The organism is Legionella cherrii (assembly GCF_900635815.1).
Taxonomy (GTDB): domain Bacteria; phylum Pseudomonadota; class Gammaproteobacteria; order Legionellales; family Legionellaceae; genus Legionella; species Legionella cherrii.
Genome location: NZ_LR134173.1, coordinates 42,647 through 60,180, shown reverse-complemented (window position 1 = coordinate 60,180; position 17,534 = coordinate 42,647). Strand labels below are relative to the sequence as shown.

Genomic DNA, 17,534 nt, shown 5'->3' with positions numbered 1-17,534 from the left:
TGGTAGCAAGCACCAGGCTACTGATTAAGCTACAGAACCATTATTCTTAACACGGGTAATTTTATTGACCTTCACTTTGCTTTCAACTTTTTTGCCCCGCCAAATAACTGAGAGGGCAATAAGAGAAGCGATAAATAGAAACGCCATCACGCCAGTAAAACCATTCATGAATATTTTATTAAACAATTGATGGGTTAAATCATTTTCTGAAAGTTGTAATGAATGAGTTGGATTGGCTATGAACTCTTGTAAACTGGAAATTTGTGTTTCACTTAGCCCATTTAAGTGGTCTTTAGATAGCGAAGATAGAGAATGATTGGTTACAAAATTATAAATAACAATTGCAAGAGATAAGCCTATAGAGCCACCGATATTAAATAAAGTAACCATAGATCCTGTTGCAACACTTGCACGTTCAGGGCCTACTGCGGTTTGGGCTGCAATGATTGAGACAGTATTACCCATTGCCCACATGCTTCCAAGACCAATAAATGCAAAAATAATGTAGAATAATGAGGCATTACTGGTAAAAAACACTTGTAATAGGGTTGCCAAACACCCTAAGAACAACCCAAGTAAAATAGTATGCAACAATCCCAGATTATGAATTAGTTTTCCTACAAAAAAAGCAATTAAAAACACTGAGACAGGTATGGCAAATAAAACAAAGCCAGATAATTGTGCCGATTGCTCTTTGATAATTTGTAAATAAAGGGGATCGAAAAATAAAGTAACGGCGCTTAATATACCGGCTAAAAAGACAAGAATAGCTCCGGCTGAAAAGAGTAAATTGGAATAATCTTTAAAGTCAATAAGAGGATTAGGATGATTATTTTCAGCTTTGACTAATAAACTGCCCATGATCAGAGTCACTGCAAAACAGGTTAACGTGATTGGTGCGCTCCAACCATAGCTTTGGCTATAAATTAAACCTAATACGATGCTGCCCATAGTGAATGCAAGTAAAAGCATCCCTTTTATATCTAAAGCAATCAGTTGGGAATTAGTTTGCGATTCTGAAACAGATTTGAAACAAAAAATATATCCTAATAAGCAGATAGGAATATTGATGAAGAAAATCCATCTCCACCCCAGATAAGTAACGATAAGACCGCCTAAAAGGGGGCCCAAGGCTAATGCAATGCCGCCTATGCTGCCAAACCAAGCTACGGCTTTACCTCGCTCTTGTTCAGGGAAAAATTGGGGGAGTAGTGAGAGCCCTAAAGGAAATATAATTGCAGCACCGACACCCTGCAATAAACGACCAAAAATCAACCAATGAATATGAGAAGAGAGACCGGCGATGATCGATGCAATGACAAAAATCGCTCCTCCTAGATATAAACAACGTCGGCGTCCATATAAATCACCAAATCCACCCATTACCGTAGCTAAAACACATAATGCCAGAAAGTAAATATTCATGACCCATTGCATGGATACTAGGTTGGCTTGTAATTCATGTTGGATGGTGGGTAATGCGACATTTACTACGGTATAATCGAGATAACATCCAAAAGACAGTAGGGCAATTCCCATAAATGCATACCATTTATGTTGATAATTATCGACTTTGGTGGTTGTAGACACGTTTCATCCTAAGAGTATGTTTAAAAAAGGGCTACAAAAGATAATTTTTAGCCATGGTATGCGGGAAAATTGTAAATTAATATCTATTTTAAAACAAATAAAATTTTCAATAGAGGAACGTGGCAACATCCGTGTTGTATTTATTTTATCCTGGGTACCCTAAAAAGCTAGGAAAGGTATGTTTAATTATCGGGGTATTTAACCAAATCCTTAATAGGTGACGCACGGTTTGATTTTCAGGGTGATCAAAAGTTGTTCTTCCATGGAGGATTTCTTCATTATTGATAAAAATTATGCTACCTGGCTTTACTTTTGTTTCAAATGCAATATCTTCTCGTAGTGAAATTTCATCGAATAATTCCATGGCTTCAATTTGTTGCGATGAAAAACGCGGTAGCTCAGGGAATTTTTTTTGCGCATCGTTATAAAATGGTTGATGATATTGACAACGCAATTCATTCTCATACATAGCAAAGACCGGACTTAAATCATACGGTAGTTCGCCTGCTGGTTCATTTCCACGCCGATCCGCATACACAGGTTGATATAATACCTCAAGAAGATCAGGTCTTATTTTTTGTATTTCATCATGAACAGTCCGGGAACTGGCAAGTATCGTATGACCACCAACATCAGCGGATGCAAGACAATACATCCCCAGAATAGCTCCTGCATCGGTATGCATTGGCAGAGCATCTTTCACATAAGGACCACGCGAATCTTTGGTATTAAGAGTCATTCCCTCGATACTTTTAACATCAAATATCAGATCATTGTTTTTGTTTTGGATTAGAGGAGAACCCAAGTGTGAGCAAAACGCTAAAAGAAATTTTTTAATTATCTCAGCACTGTATTTATCATTGGCGGAGGGAAATCCAGTTATGGTTATAAATCCGCGAACTTGGATTAAAGAATGCATGATTTCGTCGAATAATGGGCGAAGTTCGTGCTGCAATGTATTTTTGACCGCACTGTTATCCCATGCAGAATCTTTGTTTTCCAAAAGATCTAGAACTTGAGTGACTACTTTTTTTTCATGTAACGAGAGTTCTCTCGAATTTGCAGGGCCGTCCTTAATCTCCTTACTATACCATTTTAACGGATTCTTCATCTGCTGAGCCATCTTGGATCCTATATGCCTACTACTTAAGTTAGTCGTTAATTTTGACCTCATTAAAAACAAATTTATTGAATTAGTAAATAGCAAAGTGAATATTTTTAATGTTTAATGAAAAAAAAATAGTGAAATAGTACGGATAATTGATATAATCACGCCCAACTCTCAAATTGTAAATATTTTTCACTTTAAAATTAAATAGTTAGCAATTTGGAGTGCTAAAAAATAACAATTTTCAAAAGGAAGCTATAAATGTTTTCTGTCGAACATCAAATTGAGGAACAATGGAGCCCAGTAAACACGGAGGAATTAAATACGCATAAGGCTTCATTCAGATATTCTGATCTGGATATCGAGAGTGAAAATAAGAAAATGAATTTTGAAGGAAAGAAGGCTCTGTTATTTATTAGTGTTGGACAGGCTTATCATGAAAAAGGGAAGTTTTTAGCAACAATTGAACTAGTTAATAAATATCCATTTGGACGCTGTGACATTGTACTCGCTGATACGCTGCAAAAGCATAATCATTACGGTAGATTGGGTGAAGAAAAGGCATACATCTTTGCCAAAGAGGCAGGTGATCTTTGGCTCGAACGAAGTGCTTTTGCACTGAGTAAATTGAATGTACCCCATAGCATTATTCGTTGGGATGATTTTCTATTACATGAAGACTATGCAGCACTCAAAGAGCGTGTAGATGCTGCCTATCGTGACAATGAAGAATATAAGGCTGCTCTTCATACGAATGTTTTGACTTATATTGAGCGCTTAACCCTGATTAATCCTTCTACAGATACAAGTACTCTATTTACTCATGGATTGAACTATCTCATAGAGGAATGTCCTATTGTAATGCCACTTTGGGCAAAAATGGGTTATGACTACATTATTTATCCTAAACCTTTAACACCTGGCATGGCGAAAACGCGAGAACTATTTGTTACTGATGAATACAGTGATAAATGTCAGTGGATTTATCTGCGTTTTAAAAAGAAATAACGAACATCAGTCATCAGGAGGCATCCTTTTTTAGGATGCCAAAATGTTAGGGAGGGCATTTTTACCAAATATTGTTTTGTTATAGGCGGTTTTTAAGGAATTTTTATGATAAAAGTGAGCCAAATCCCAATAATTGATGTTTCAGCCCTTTTTACTGCTCGTTCAATACATGATTTACACGCTTTAGCCCAGCAGTTTAAAGAAGTATATACCAATATTGGTTTCGCATATGTTATTAATCATGGGATTTCTCAACATATGTTTGATACGATTTTTGAACAATCAAGATTATTTCACCATTTGCCTGAAGAAGAAAAGTTAAAAATAAAGCAAAACCAATTTTTCCGCGGGTATATGGCCATTCAAGGATCTCGTTTTAAGTTATCAACTTTAGGTGAAACGATGATACCTAATCAAAGCGCCGCATTTATATTGGGTCATGATGTGCCCGATACAGATGAAGATTATAAATTAGGTATTAATCTTGCTGGACCTAATCAGTGGCCTTCAGAACATTTATTGCCTGATTTTAAGAATGTATTACTACATTATCGTGAAAATGTTTTACTCCTATTGCGTAACTTAATTCGTGTTTTTTCCCTATCATTAAATCAGAATTATTATGAATTAGATAAATTTTTTATCAAGCCAACCACTTTCTTACGCTTGCAATATTATCCAGCACAACCTGAAGTAATTCCTGAGCATCAATATGGAATTGCACCTCATACTGATTGGGGGGCATTGACTTTGTTAGCTCAAGATTCAGTGGGTGGGTTACAAGTGAAACAATGTGATGGTACCTGGTTGGATGTACCTCCTCTAGACGGAGCCTTTATTTTAAATACTGGAGATATGATGCATCGCCTCAGTAACGGCGAATATATTTCAACACCACATCGCGTAATTAATGTTTCTGGGAAAGAAAGATATTCTATTCCACTATTTTTTGAACCGGATCCTCATGCGGTAATAGCACCGGTTAATACTGAGAAAAAGCCAATATTTGAACCAATGGAATATGCTGATTTCTTAATGATGCAGATCAAAAATAATTACAGCATAGGTGCCAAGGACAAAGAAGCATTAGCGGATGCATAGCATCAACATATTGAACGCTTCAATGAAACATGGAAGTAATTTATTCAATTTTTTGGGGTTACTATGTCGAGTATATTTTTAAGCAAAAGTGATCAAGAAGTATTGTGTAATCGCTTTAACGATTTGATTCAATATGTAAAAGAGAATTTTGCATTTTATAAAAACACCTACAAGAACGTTCCAGATTCAATTAATGATTTAAGTGATCTTCGGCATTTCCCAACCCTTGATAAAAAATATCCTGGAATTTCTGTCCTTGTTGATGAAGCACTTGCCAAAAGACCTCCTGCTTATTTTGAAACAAGCGGTACTTCAGGCAATCCATTTCCTGTTATTCCTGATTTAGGTCCAGAACGCAGTCGAGAATTTGCAAATTTTATATACGAATGGCTCGCTTTAGATAAAACCGAAGTTAAAAGTGCTGTGATTGCATTACCTTTTGAAATGAATCCTATTGGCTTAAAATATTTTGCTGCGTTAAACCAATTAGGGATTATGGCTATTCCCACTGGAGTAAAGACTCATCTGTGCTCACCTAGAAAAATGTTGGAAATTTTTGCTCGTATGAAGCCTGAGCTACTTATTGCTCGCCCATTAGAAACCCTGCGTTACGCGGAGGCAATGCGTGCACAAGGTATTGATCCGGCAACATCTTCAATTAAAAAAATTATTTTAACAGGGGAAATTATCTCCCAAGCTAAATTTGCTCGTATCAGTAAGCTATATGGAGGAGCAACTGTTCATGGAGTTTATGGATTAACGGAACTTGATAGTGGTGGTTTAGTATCATGCAGTAAACATCAGTATCATTTACCTTCAAAACCTTATTTGATTATTGAATTATTAGAAGATGATTTTAATACACCAATAAAGAATGAGGGAGAATTAGGCAATATCGTTTTAACCAATACCCATAAAAATCATATGCCACTGTTACGTTATAAAACGGGTGATTTTGGTAAATTACAAAATGACTGTGGTTGTGAGTATTCTACTCCAGTGATCAATGCGATGGGGCGAGCTGCAGATTTAATTCAGTGTAAAACCACTGGAAATTCAGCTTTTCCTATAGAAATTGAAAATATTCTATTTCAATATGATCAAATTGCCTGTGATTACCAAATTATTACACGAGGTGGTGCCGTTGAATTGAGAATTGAATTATTAAACAATTTAGATTCAGCACAAATTTCAGCATTAATTCAACAACTAAAAACAGATATTTTGCATCAATTGTCTATTGCTGTTGAACATATCCATGTTTTTATGCCCGGTCAACTCGCCAATAAATTAGGGATTGCAAAAACTAAGGCAGGAACTCTTTACGTTTTAGACGGTATGAGTGAAGAAGAGGCTAAAGAACGGCTGGAGTTAAATTATTGTTGCGAAGAAGGGTTATAAGATAATGATAAATTGGGAAAAATACCGAGAACTGTTTCCTGTTGTAAATCAACAAACCTATTTTATGACAGCTGGAGGGGGGGCTTTATCAAAGCAAGCACTTCAGGCAGTGACTGACCGATACCAATCACTGGCATTGAATGGGGGAAGAATTTTTGGTGACAACATTCAGCTGATGGAAACATGTCGAGAAAAAATTGCTCAATTGATTAATGCAGAAAAAGAGCATATTGCTTTTATTCCTAGTGTTTCATTCGGTATGAACGCATTAGCTCATTCGCTCCCCCGTGAAGATTCTGTTTTGCTTGTAAAAAATGATTTTTCTTCATCGATTTTACCTTGGGAAAATGCTGGACATTCAGTAAAATGGACTGATTCAGCTGCGGATCTTGCTGCACGGTTAGATTCTGCTCAACAAGAAGATGAAAGAATTTCTTCAATTGTTGCCAGTTACGTCCATTATGCTAATGGTTATAAACTTAATTTGGAACAAATTAAGCACTTAAAAAAAGACGCGCATTTTATTGTGAATGGAACTCAAGGAATTGGTGCATTCCCTATCGATGTTAAAAAGCAAGGAATTGATGCATTAGTTTGTTCTTGTTATAAGTGGATGTGCTGTGGTGAAGGAATAGCATTTATCTATATTCATCCAGACTTCTTTAAAAAATTGACTCCCGCTTTAATCGGATGGAGAAGTGTACAGTCTGCGATGAACTTTGATGGAAGCTGTCAATTTTATCAATCTGCTCGAGTTTTTGAATTGGGCTGGGATAATATGACTATTTTTTCCGGTTTTAATGCGGCACTTGATCTGATTGAAGAAATTGGTATTTCAAATATCGCAGCGCGTATTACATCTCTTACTGATTATTTAATAGAACGATTACGTCAATTCAATATTCCTGTACTTTCAAATACTGAGAAGCAATGTCGCTCAGGTATCGTACAGTTAGGGCCTTTCCAAGAGTTAGATAAAATCATGAAACTCCTGGAAAGCCATAATGTCTGGGTAACTCAACGCGATGGCGGTATTAGAGTTTCCTTGCATTACTATAATAATGAAAAAGATATAGATAATTTATTGAATGCACTTCAGGAGTTATAGGTCAGATAGGAAGCGAACTTGTGAACGGTCGATTTTCAACACGATTGAATGAAAAAGGCCGTTCCTGGGCCAAAGGCTCAGGATTGGTAAGCAATCCGGAATGATTAAAACGGACCGTTCGGGGTAGTTTGCTCTTCTTGCTGATCGATATTTTCAAGTTGTTTTAAAACTTCATTATATTTCCGTTTAAAGAAGACCGTATTGTTGCTCTTTTCATAGAAGTTTGGATTATTTTCGAATTCTTTAGTTGCCTTATCCAGTGTTTCTATAAATTCATTGACTGTATTCATTGTTCTTTTGCTAAGAATTTTTTTCGCGTTATGGTCTATTCTTAGAGTAAACAGCTGCTCTTCAACCTGAGCTTTCATTTGTCCGATATCTTCCAAACGATCCAAATTTTTTAATGAAAAGTTCATAATGCCTTCTAACAAGGCTTCTCTCGTTTTTAGGCACCTAATTTTTTCTTCGTTAACAGGTGTTTGAGTCATTAACTTATTAATTTTTTGATGGCCTAAAGCTATTTTTTGTTCCACTTTTTTTTGGGCGACGAGAAAGTCGATTTGTGGCGATGTTGTAATTTGAGATTTTGAATGTGCCTTGCAATAGTCGATAAGGCTGGGTTTAGGAGAAAGAGCAGCATCAGGATCAGGTCCAGAAGTCAAGGCTTTCCATTCTTTATAGGCCTTTTCAGAGAATAGGCGTGCCCCGTCATCGTTTTGGTTTGCATCAATCCAATTTCCTGGTTGATTGGGATCGGGTTTCAAAAGAATGAGATCATTCGTGATGTGCATATATAATTTATCTTTACTCTTATGTCTAAACCAGTCCTCAGCTTCTTTAGAGAAAAATTTACCCCATTTAAACCCGCCTTTGCCATATGCCTTGGATTCTGCTAAACCGGATTTATTTAAATCTAATGCTTCTTGGTTAAAATTATCGGTTTTCCATGCTCTTCTTGAGCCCATAAAAGCAACAACTTTTTTAAATACAGTGTCATTGTGACCTACCACACGTGTAAAAATATGTTTTGTATTATCTAGCTTTTCAATTTGTTTCAGCAGTTTTTTTCCTTTTAACGGGTCTGTAAATGTTTCAGGAATCACAACACCTAATTCAGGGCTTAAAAATGCTGCTTCACGGACACAGTCTTTTACACTTTCCATATATTTTTTAGATTTTTTATATAAATCTTCAACACCTGTATATCCTTGATTATTGGCTAGTTGGATGACTAGTTTACGCATTTGCGATACTTCACGGACAATTCCTCCATCAGCCGCTATCACATGATTTCCACTCATATCACTATAATCAGCTGCTAAAAACTCTTTTGCTTTTTCCACTGCTGCTTGTGCTGCAAAAGATTTTCCAGAGGCTGAGGGGCCACCAACGACTACCACAGGACGTTCTAACCATTTTGGGCCATCAAAATGAGAGGTTGACTTGATGACTACTGCATTCCTGTAATCTTTGCTATGCATCTCTTCTTCTAAGGCGAGTTGGTATAATTCAGCACCTTGTTTACCAAAAAATTGTTCCATAGTAGTAGTAGCTTCTTCAGGACGGGTCTTACGTATTGCAGGGTCATCGTTATATTGAGGGAAAGGATGATTCTGAATGTAATCTATGAATTTTTTTCTAAAAAACTGGGGATCAGAGGAAGCATTAGGGTCTATATTTAGATGATATCTTTCTATATAAGATTTAGCTGATGCATAGCGAGTTCCTTCATATTTTTCTATACCTTCGTATAACTGTGCTTCTCCATCAGGGCTTATGCAAAATGGACCACGATTGTCGTATTGATCAAGTTGTTGTTGCAAGGAACGCACAATTGATGCATCTATAGGTGTTTGCATAATACATATATCCCACAATTATAAGTGTTTTGATTTAATTATAGCCAATATATGTATTATACGAGTACAAGCTGAAGATAATATTAATGAGATGAATCACTTTTGCCAACTAACCAATCAGCACTCACTTCAAATTCTTGTGCTAACGCATTGAGTAGTTTTTCATCAGGATTTGTAGCACCATTCAGTAATGCTTCTGCTTTAAATTTTGGAATCTTAACGAGCTTTGATAATACTTCAATACGTTCTGCACTAGATTCGGGAGCTCCAATATTATCAAGTTCTTTATTTAGTCTTTCTGAAAATCTCTTATTAAGCATCTGCTTCTCCTAATAATGATTTAGGTTAAGGTCAGTACTGCAACAACTACTCATCTAAGTCATCGCTCCAAAGCTAAGCCATAGGATATCCGGCAGAAGCGAACTGCTACCTTATTTACTTCATATAGCATAAAAATGAGGTTTTGCAATAATATACCCAAATTTCTTGGAAATGATCCTGAAAATGCAGCACATTAAACTGTTTCGTATAAATTGCAACTTCTTTTTCAAGATCATAGCGGCGACGTATGAAAAAATTACATTTGTCTAGGTTCCCCGGTTTATACGCAGAACTTAGATAGCAAAAATGGTTTCATGTGCAGACCTTGAAGATAATCTTGATTTGGGTTGATCTGGACTATCTTTCAATTTAGTATTGAACCTCTAAAAGACGATTGATTTAGGATAAACATGATCGAAGAAGTCGCTGCACAATATCCTTGTGATTTAATTATATTCGGTGCCTTGGGGGATCTGTCTTGTCGTAAATTATTTCCTGCTTTGTATCAGCTGGAATGTGCTGATTTGCTTCATGCCCATACACGTATAATTAGTTGTGCACGTGATTCGTTAACATTAACTGAGTTCACCGAGTTAATGAAATCTAAAATGCAGACTTTTATAAGTGAGGGACTGGATGAACGAGTTTGGTCACGCCTTGTGGAGCGCATAACTTATTGCCAGATTGACTTAACCCAATCTGAAGATTTTGCAAAAATAATCGATTATGTGAATCCTGAAGAGCGAATACCCATTTCCTATTTTGCAATTCCTCCATCACTCTATGCTCAAACATGCCAAGGCCTCTCCAGTATAGGCTTAACCAATCAACCATCGCGGGTGGTTTTAGAAAAACCGATTGGCCATGACTTGCCTTCATCGATTGCCATTAATAACGAAGTGGCCCATTTTTTTGCTGAAAGTCAAATTTATCGAATTGATCATTATTTAGGTAAAGAAACGGTACTGAACCTTTTAGTACTCCGCTTTGCAAATGCAATTTTTTCCTCAAATTGGGACCACCAAGCGATTGATAAAGTCGAAATTAGCGTGGCTGAAGAAGTTGGTGTAGAAGGACGATGGGCCTATTATGATAAATCAGGCCAAGTAAGAGACATGTTGCAAAATCATTTACTACAAATCCTATCGCTTTTGGCCATGGAGCCGCCAATGAGTCTTGATGCCGATTGTATTCGTAGTGAAAAATTAAAAGTATTAAAATCATTACGGCCTATTTCAGATACGCATGTGCATGATCATACCGTGCGAGCTCAATATGTGGGAAACGTAATTAGAGGTCAACAGACACTTGGATATTTGGAGGAAGAGGGGGCTTACAAAAAGTCAACCACGGAGACTTTTGTTGCGATTAAAGCCTATATTGATAATTGGCGCTGGTCAGGTGTTCCTTTTTATTTATTGACGGGTAAAAGATTATCAAAAAAACAAAGTGAAGTAGTGATTTATTTTAAACCACAACCATATAACATTTTCAAACAATTAAAACAGGACTTGTCTCCGAATCAGCTCATTATTCGTCTACAACCTGATGAGGGGGTGGAGCTACGAATGATGAATAAAGTCCCTGGCCTTAGTGAAAGCATGCAATTAAGGGACAGTAAGTTGGATTTAAATTTCAATCACCTTTTTAATTCACAAAGAATTGCAGATGCTTATGAACGGTTGTTGTTGGAAGTAATGTTAGGCCATCAATATCTGTTTGTTAGTCGTGAAGAAGTTGAGCAAGCCTGGCAATGGATTGATGAAATCAAGCAAGCATGGGAAAGACAAGATACCCCTCTCTATACTTATCCATCAGGAACTTGGGGGCCTTTGGAAGTAATTCGTTTATACAATGGCAAAGCACATGTATGGGGTGAACAAAATGCAGTTACATAGTTTTAGTGAAGCGCCTTTATTAACAGAAGACTTAGCTAACCGGCTAAAGCAGATTCTCGGTGATGCGGTCAATCTGCGAGGTCATGCTTATCTAGTAGTTTCAGGTGGAAAAACTCCTATCGATTTATTTAAGGCCTTGGCAAAAACAGATATTCCCTGGAATAAAGTTACAATAACTCTGGCTGACGAACGTTGTGTTCCTGCTCATGATTCCGAGCGAAATGAACATTTGGTTCGACAGTTTTTACTTCAGAATCACGCATCCAAAGCTCATTTCCTGAGTTTATATAACGAAGGGCACTCGCTAGAACAAATTGAGCACCTCATTGCCTCTTTACCGACTTTTGATGCAGTAGTTTTAGGGATGGGGGAAGATGGACATACCGCATCTTTATTTCCTTGCTCGGATGAGCTTGATAAAGGGTTAGATGATAATGCGGCAGCAGTACTTCGTGTTACTCCCCAAAAAGCATCTCATCAACGAATAAGCTTATCTAAAAAAAGATTGTTAAATAGTCGCGTGATTTTTTTTCATTTATTAGGCCACAAAAAACTGGCTGTGTTGCATCAAGCAATGGCAGAGCACGATCCCAGAGTTATGCCAGTTAGTGCTTTTTTAAATAATGCAGATGCCAATGTTCAGGTGTTGTATGCACCTTAAGGAAAAAAAATGCACCCGGTTGTAGCTGAAGTTACTGATCGCATTCGTAAACGCAGTACTCATACCAGAGATTTATATCTGAAGCATATTGAAAAATCGCGTATAAAAGGGCCTCAACGCAGCATACTGCATTGTGGCAATTTAGCGCATGGTTTTGCTGCCTGTGTGAAGCAGGATAAAGCCAACCTGAGCGGTATGACCAAAGCCAATATTGCTATTGTTTCTGCTTATAACGACATGCTTTCTGCACATCAACCTTACCTGAATTACCCCTCTTTAATTAAAGAGGCTATTTCTGAAGCAGGAGGTGTCGCACAATTTGCAGGGGGTGTTCCTGCAATGTGTGATGGGATAACCCAAGGCCAGTCAGGAATGGAGTTAAGCTTATTAAGCCGGGATGTGATTGCCATGTCAGCAGCTGTAGGGCTGTCACATAATATGTTTGATGGCGGACTCATGCTGGGTATTTGCGATAAAATTGTGCCTGGTTTATTAATGGCCGCATTGAGTTTTGGCCATTTACCGTTTATTTTTATTCCAGCAGGTCCTATGCCTTCAGGAATATCAAATGAGGAAAAAGCACGTATCCGTCAATTATATGCGGAAGGAAAAACAGATAAAAAAGCACTGCTTGAGGCAGAAGCCGCCTCGTATCATTCTGCAGGTACATGTACTTTTTATGGCACGGCAAATTCCAACCAACTGATTATAGAAACGATGGGGTTGCAACTTCCGGGTTCATCATTTATCAATCCGAATACTCCATTGCGCGATGCGTTAACTCGGCATGCAGCGCAACGGATTCTTTCTTTAACCGATTTGGATGAGCACTATCTGCCCATAGGCAAGATCTTCGATGTCAAAAACATTGTTAATGGGATAGTCGCTTTGTTGGCATCTGGTGGTTCAACCAATCATACGATGCATTTGATTGCTATAGCGAGTATGGCAGGTTACTCGATCAATTGGGATGATTTTGCTCAATTATCTGCGGTTACTCCCCTAATTGCCAAAATTTATCCTAATGGATATGCAGACATTAATCATTTTCAAAGAGCTGGTGGTATGGCCTATTTTATCCATACCCTTTTGGAAGCGGAGCTATTACATGAAGATGTTGATACGGTGATGGGACATGGTTTGCAAAGATATACGGCACAGCCCATATTGGACAATGAACAATTACTCTGGGTTTCTGGCCCTTCTAGTTCGAGTGATGAGCGTGTATTAATTTCAGCTAAAACTCCTTTTAAGCCCCAAGGGGGGGTACAAGTTTTAAGTGGCAATATAGGACGTGCTGTAATCAAAACCTCCGGACTCGCCCCAGGAAAAAGTAAGATTGAAGCACCCGCCGTAGTTTGTTCCAGTCAGGAAGAGTTTGCGGAGATGTTTCAAAAAGGGATGTTAAATCAGGATTGTGTGGTTGTAGTTCGCTTTCAAGGACCTAAAGCCTGTGGGATGCCAGAATTGCATCAATTAACACCCAAGCTCGGTGTGCTTATGGATAAAGGATATCAAGTTGCTTTAGTCACTGACGGGCGTATGTCAGGTGCTTCAGGTAAAGTTCCCGCTGCAATTCATGTTACGCCAGAAGCGCTAGATAATGAGGTGCTTTCTCGAGTTGAAACAGGGGATATGATTTTAATTGATGCAGACCAAGGTATATTACAATTATTAGTTTCTGAGCAGGTCTTAGGACAAAGAACCAAAGCTGTTTTGCATGAACCAGCATTCCACTTTGGCACAGGTCGAGAATTATTCACCAGTTTAAGGTCACAATTTACCGGAGCTGAGCAGGGCGCTTGCAGTTTGTTTCAGGGAAAAGAGTCTTGTTATGAGAGTTGATGATTTAAAGTCTTATGCGATTGTTGCCGATATTGGAGGAACTTTTGCACGTTTTAGCCGTGTCAATTTAGAAAACTTGGTCATGGATAAAATTGAAATTTATTCATGCGCTGCGTTCACCAGTCTTGAATCGGTATTATTGGCCTATAAAGAACAGCATCAATTGGAAGAAATTAATCAAGTTGTTCTTGCTATTGCTTGTCCGGTACTTGATGATGTGCTCTGTATGACCAATACACATTGGACTTTTTCAATCAGCGAATTAAAACACAAGTTAAATCTGAAAGAACTGAACGTTTTGAATGATTTTAATGCGATTGCAATGAGCTTGCCTGTTTTATCGGATCAGCAAATCATACAGATAGGAAGAGGCAGTGCAAACCCCAATGGAGCAAGGGCGGTATTAGGCCCTGGAACAGGACTCGGAGTCGCTTTCCTTGTTCCTGGTCGAGAGGGATATTTAGCTCATGCGGGAGAAGGTGGACACATCAGCTGGGGAGCCAAAACGGAACAGGAGTGGTTTATTTATTGTCATCTGAAAAAAAAGTACGATCATGTCTCTTATGAGCGCTTATTGTCAGGTCAAGGTTTGGAAAATTTATATCAAGCATTGACGGCATTGCACCAAAAAGAGAAACCTCCTATTCCTGCATCTGAGATTATTACTTTGGCTTTAACACAACAATGTACTATTGCAGAAGCAGCTGTCGCACAGTTTTTCGCAATTCTCGGTGCTTATGCGGGGGACTTAGCGCTAATTGTTGCCGCTTTTGGTGGTATTTATATTGCTGGTGGTATTGTGCCACGTTTAATTTCCCTGTTGTCTGGCAGTGATTTCAGAGCGCGTTTTGAAGAAAAAGGGCGTTTTAGTGAGTTTAATGCGAAAATTCCGACCTATGTAATTACTGCCGAGCAGCCAGGAATTTTAGGCGCAGCAGTTTATTTAAAACAATCGTTGGCTCGATAGAATGAAACGGTCTTTAAACTAATGATTTTCCCTTCTCTCAATAAGGGGGAGGTGTCCATAAGGACGATGAGGGGGGTGATTGGGGTACCCTCACCCCAGCCGCTAACACAGGTGGAGAGGGGGGGGGTCTATTACCTTAATGGTGAGTGACAATGAGAGTAACCGGAATGATCCCGAGTTACCCTGTTATTTTATCTAGGCTTTCTGACTGCAAGGAGAGGGTTCATGTCGTTTCCAAATTGGATGGTGCAACCGGAAATTGTATTCTGTGCATCACCTGTAATCCCAGTTGTTGTAATTAAAGAAATAGAACATGCGGTGCCTTTGGCCACAGCGTTATTTTCTGGCGGTATTCAGGTTCTTGAGGTGACACTAAGAACACCGATCGCCTTGGATGCGATTAAGGTACTCACCGAAACTTTCCCAGATGCTTTAATTGGTGCCGGTACTGTAACTACTCCAGAACAATTAGAACAAGTAGCGAATTTAGGTGCAAAATTTGCACTAAGTCCTGGAAAAACCCAAGAACTATTAGCTGCTGGATGTCATTCTACTATTCCTTTCATTCCAGGTATATCCAGTGTTTCCGAATTGATGGAAGGCCTTGTTATGGGATATACGCATTTTAAATTTTTCCCTGCGACAGCTGCTGGAGGAGTCAATATGTTGCGTGCGATGCAAGGTCCATTTCCACAAGCAAAATTTTGCCCAACTGGCGGCATTAATGAAGTTAATTTTGTCGACTTCTTAGCTCTATCCAATGTTTCTTGTGTTGGAGGCTCTTGGTTAGTACCTGAAGAAGCAATTAAAAAAGGCAACTGGTCATCAATTACTGAGTTAGCCTTAGCTGCCCGTCAAAGTGTTAGAGGATGGGATTAGCTATTTTGAAGAACGTCCTTTTTAGAGTTTGTTTGTAAACCGTTTATCCCAAGGACAGTGAGGAAGCTCGATCCTGTAGTCCCACATTATGATAGGAGATCCTTCGCTGCGCTTGGGATGATTGAATTGTAAACAGACCCTAGCCGAATTTTCGAATTATCAATTCAAGGAGTGAAACATGACATGGGTTGTTGCAATTATTGGTTCGGTCGCAGGTTTTTTGTTCGGTTACGATGAAGGAATCATTGCGGGCTCTTTAGAGTTAGTCAAAAATCATTTTGAATTAAATGCAACGCATATTGGCATAATGGCCTCGGCTTTACCCTTTGGTGCTTTATTTGGCTCTATGCTGATTGGTGCAATTACTGCATCAAAAGGAGTAAAACGTTTTGGGCGCCGCACGTTGTTATCTTTTGCAGGCATGTTGTTCTTTTTAGGAGCATTAGGTGCTGGATTCGCTGACTCCATTACAGTGCTCATTATCTCTCGACTGGTGCTGGGTTTGGCAATTGGGATGGCCTCGGTAATGGCACCCTTGTATCTGGCTGAAACTGCAACCTATGAAACAAGAGGTGCAGTAGTTGCTATTTATCAATTAGCAATGACCGTGGGAATTGTTTGCTCTTATTCAGTCAATTACCTGCTGTTGGAAAATCATGATTGGCGCGCTATGTTTGCTTCAAGTGCTTTCCCCGCTCTGGTTTTAAGTATTGGCATTTTACTTATGCCCGAATCTCCAAGATGGCTGTGTAGTGTTGGGCGACGTGATGCAGCATCTAAGGCCTTAAAAAAATTACGTAACAGTCATTCTATCGAGCAGGAGTTAACCGATATTGAAATGACCTTAGCTAATGAACCGAAAAAAGGAAATTGGTTGCTGCTATTTCAAAATCCTCTATTACCTGTTTTGATGCTGGGTACCATGTTGTTTTGTTTGCAACAATTAAGTGGGATCAATGTGGTGATTTATTTTGCACCTGAGATTTTTAAAAATTTAGGTATGAACAGTACTACCGGACAAATATTGGCGACCATAGGGATTGGTTTGGTTAATTTATTGGTGACAATCATTGCGATGCTTAGTGTCGATAAAATCGGTCGTCGTAAACTTCTGTTGTTTGGTTTTTCCGGCATGTTCATCAGTCTGCTGGCTTTATGTGTATTTTCTTTAAATCAAGTCGCTTGGCTTTCTTATTTGTCCGTTGCGTGTCTCATTCTCTATATTTTTTCTTTTGCAGTGAGTGTAGGGCCAATACCACATATTGCGATGGCTGAAATCTTTCCCTTGCACGTACGAGGTGCTGGAATGGGTTTCTCAGCGATGAGCAACTGGACTTTTAATACAGTTGTCATTTTTAGTTTCCCTATTTTGGAAAAAATGATGGGTATTGAATATACCTTTGCTTTGTATGCGGTGATTTGTCTTTTGGGGCTTATCTATACATACTTTTATATGCCTGAGACAAAAAATATGAGCTTGGAACAAATTGAGAATTACATTATTTCAGGTAAGCCATTACGTTTATTAGGTCGTAAAGAGTCAGTTTCTACTGAAGATGTCGGTAAAAAAGAACCCTCTTATGCAGCATCTGCTTAAAGGGGGTGCGGTAAATTATAATCATTCTCTGTGATACGTCATCCTGAACGTGCTGAGCGATCGCTAGGAGGACGTATGAGCATGATGCTAAAATCAGAGCTCCTTGGACGTAAACGCCCAGAATGAGGGTAATCGCTTTATGAATAGGGAGGGATTGGCTGAGAAAAGAATGGTCGTGAATAAGATTAAGG

Annotated in this window: 14 protein-coding genes; 10 read left to right on the top strand and 4 right to left on the bottom strand. The window is 38.5% G+C overall.

Features of this window, described 5'->3' with window-relative positions; genetic code table 11:
* Positions 1-24 precede the first annotated feature (24 nt).
* Both EL022_RS00275 and EL022_RS00270 read right to left on the bottom strand, forming a co-directional pair.
* On the bottom strand, positions 25-1,590 hold the full coding sequence (locus tag EL022_RS00275) for an MFS transporter (protein ID WP_028380900.1): 1,566 nt from the start codon (positions 1,588-1,590) through the stop codon (positions 25-27).
* A 145-nt stretch (positions 1,591-1,735) separates the two neighbouring features.
* Positions 1,736-2,713 (bottom strand): TauD/TfdA family dioxygenase, encoded by a 978-nt coding sequence (locus EL022_RS00270; protein WP_051544442.1) that lies wholly within the window; start codon positions 2,711-2,713, stop codon positions 1,736-1,738.
* Between the two features lie 246 nt (positions 2,714-2,959).
* Between EL022_RS00270 and EL022_RS00265 the strand changes: the two genes are divergently transcribed.
* The 4 genes from EL022_RS00265 (at position 2,960) to EL022_RS00250 (ending at position 7,316) form a co-directional block, all read left to right on the top strand.
* Positions 2,960-3,706: a hypothetical protein gene (locus tag EL022_RS00265; RefSeq protein WP_081776874.1), complete on the top strand. Its 747-nt coding sequence runs from the start codon at positions 2,960-2,962 to the stop codon at positions 3,704-3,706.
* A 105-nt stretch (positions 3,707-3,811) separates the two neighbouring features.
* A complete protein-coding gene (locus tag EL022_RS00260) occupies positions 3,812-4,807 on the top strand; it encodes an isopenicillin N synthase family dioxygenase (RefSeq protein ID WP_028380902.1) in 996 nt (331 codons plus the stop codon).
* A gap of 63 nt (positions 4,808-4,870) precedes the next feature.
* A complete protein-coding gene (locus tag EL022_RS00255) occupies positions 4,871-6,208 on the top strand; it encodes a phenylacetate--CoA ligase family protein (RefSeq protein ID WP_028380903.1) in 1,338 nt (445 codons plus the stop codon).
* A gap of 4 nt (positions 6,209-6,212) precedes the next feature.
* The gene (locus EL022_RS00250; protein ID WP_028380904.1) at positions 6,213-7,316 is read left to right on the top strand and encodes an aminotransferase class V-fold PLP-dependent enzyme; all 1,104 of its coding nucleotides are present in this window, start codon (positions 6,213-6,215) and stop codon (positions 7,314-7,316) included.
* Positions 7,317-7,420: 104 nt separating this feature from the next.
* Here the strand turns inward: EL022_RS00250 and EL022_RS00245 are convergent, their stop codons facing one another.
* Entirely contained in the window at positions 7,421-9,175 is a 1,755-nt protein-coding gene (locus EL022_RS00245; RefSeq protein ID WP_028380905.1) for a hypothetical protein, read from the bottom strand.
* An 83-nt stretch (positions 9,176-9,258) separates the two neighbouring features.
* Positions 9,259-9,495 (bottom strand): hypothetical protein, encoded by a 237-nt coding sequence (locus EL022_RS00240; protein ID WP_028380906.1) that lies wholly within the window; start codon positions 9,493-9,495, stop codon positions 9,259-9,261.
* Positions 9,496-9,906: 411 nt separating this feature from the next.
* Between EL022_RS00240 and zwf the strand changes: the two genes are divergently transcribed.
* From zwf to EL022_RS00210, 6 genes are all read left to right on the top strand, one after another.
* Positions 9,907-11,394 (top strand): glucose-6-phosphate dehydrogenase, encoded by a 1,488-nt coding sequence (gene zwf, locus EL022_RS00235; RefSeq protein WP_028380907.1) that lies wholly within the window; start codon positions 9,907-9,909, stop codon positions 11,392-11,394.
* Positions 11,381-12,055: a 6-phosphogluconolactonase gene (pgl, locus tag EL022_RS00230; RefSeq protein ID WP_028380908.1), complete on the top strand. Its 675-nt coding sequence runs from the start codon at positions 11,381-11,383 to the stop codon at positions 12,053-12,055. The genes zwf and pgl overlap by 14 nt, the downstream gene beginning before the upstream one ends.
* Before the next feature lie 9 nt (positions 12,056-12,064).
* Complete coding sequence (gene edd, locus EL022_RS00225; RefSeq protein ID WP_028380909.1) at positions 12,065-13,900, top strand: phosphogluconate dehydratase; 1,836 nt, start codon at positions 12,065-12,067, stop codon at positions 13,898-13,900.
* On the top strand, positions 13,890-14,867 hold the full coding sequence (glk, locus tag EL022_RS00220; RefSeq protein WP_028380910.1) for a glucokinase: 978 nt from the start codon (positions 13,890-13,892) through the stop codon (positions 14,865-14,867). The genes edd and glk overlap by 11 nt, the downstream gene beginning before the upstream one ends.
* Before the next feature lie 225 nt (positions 14,868-15,092).
* Positions 15,093-15,746: a bifunctional 4-hydroxy-2-oxoglutarate aldolase/2-dehydro-3-deoxy-phosphogluconate aldolase gene (locus EL022_RS00215; protein ID WP_028380911.1), complete on the top strand. Its 654-nt coding sequence runs from the start codon at positions 15,093-15,095 to the stop codon at positions 15,744-15,746.
* A 178-nt stretch (positions 15,747-15,924) separates the two neighbouring features.
* Positions 15,925-17,343: a sugar porter family MFS transporter gene (locus tag EL022_RS00210; RefSeq protein WP_028380912.1), complete on the top strand. Its 1,419-nt coding sequence runs from the start codon at positions 15,925-15,927 to the stop codon at positions 17,341-17,343.
* Positions 17,344-17,534: the final 191 nt, after the last annotated feature.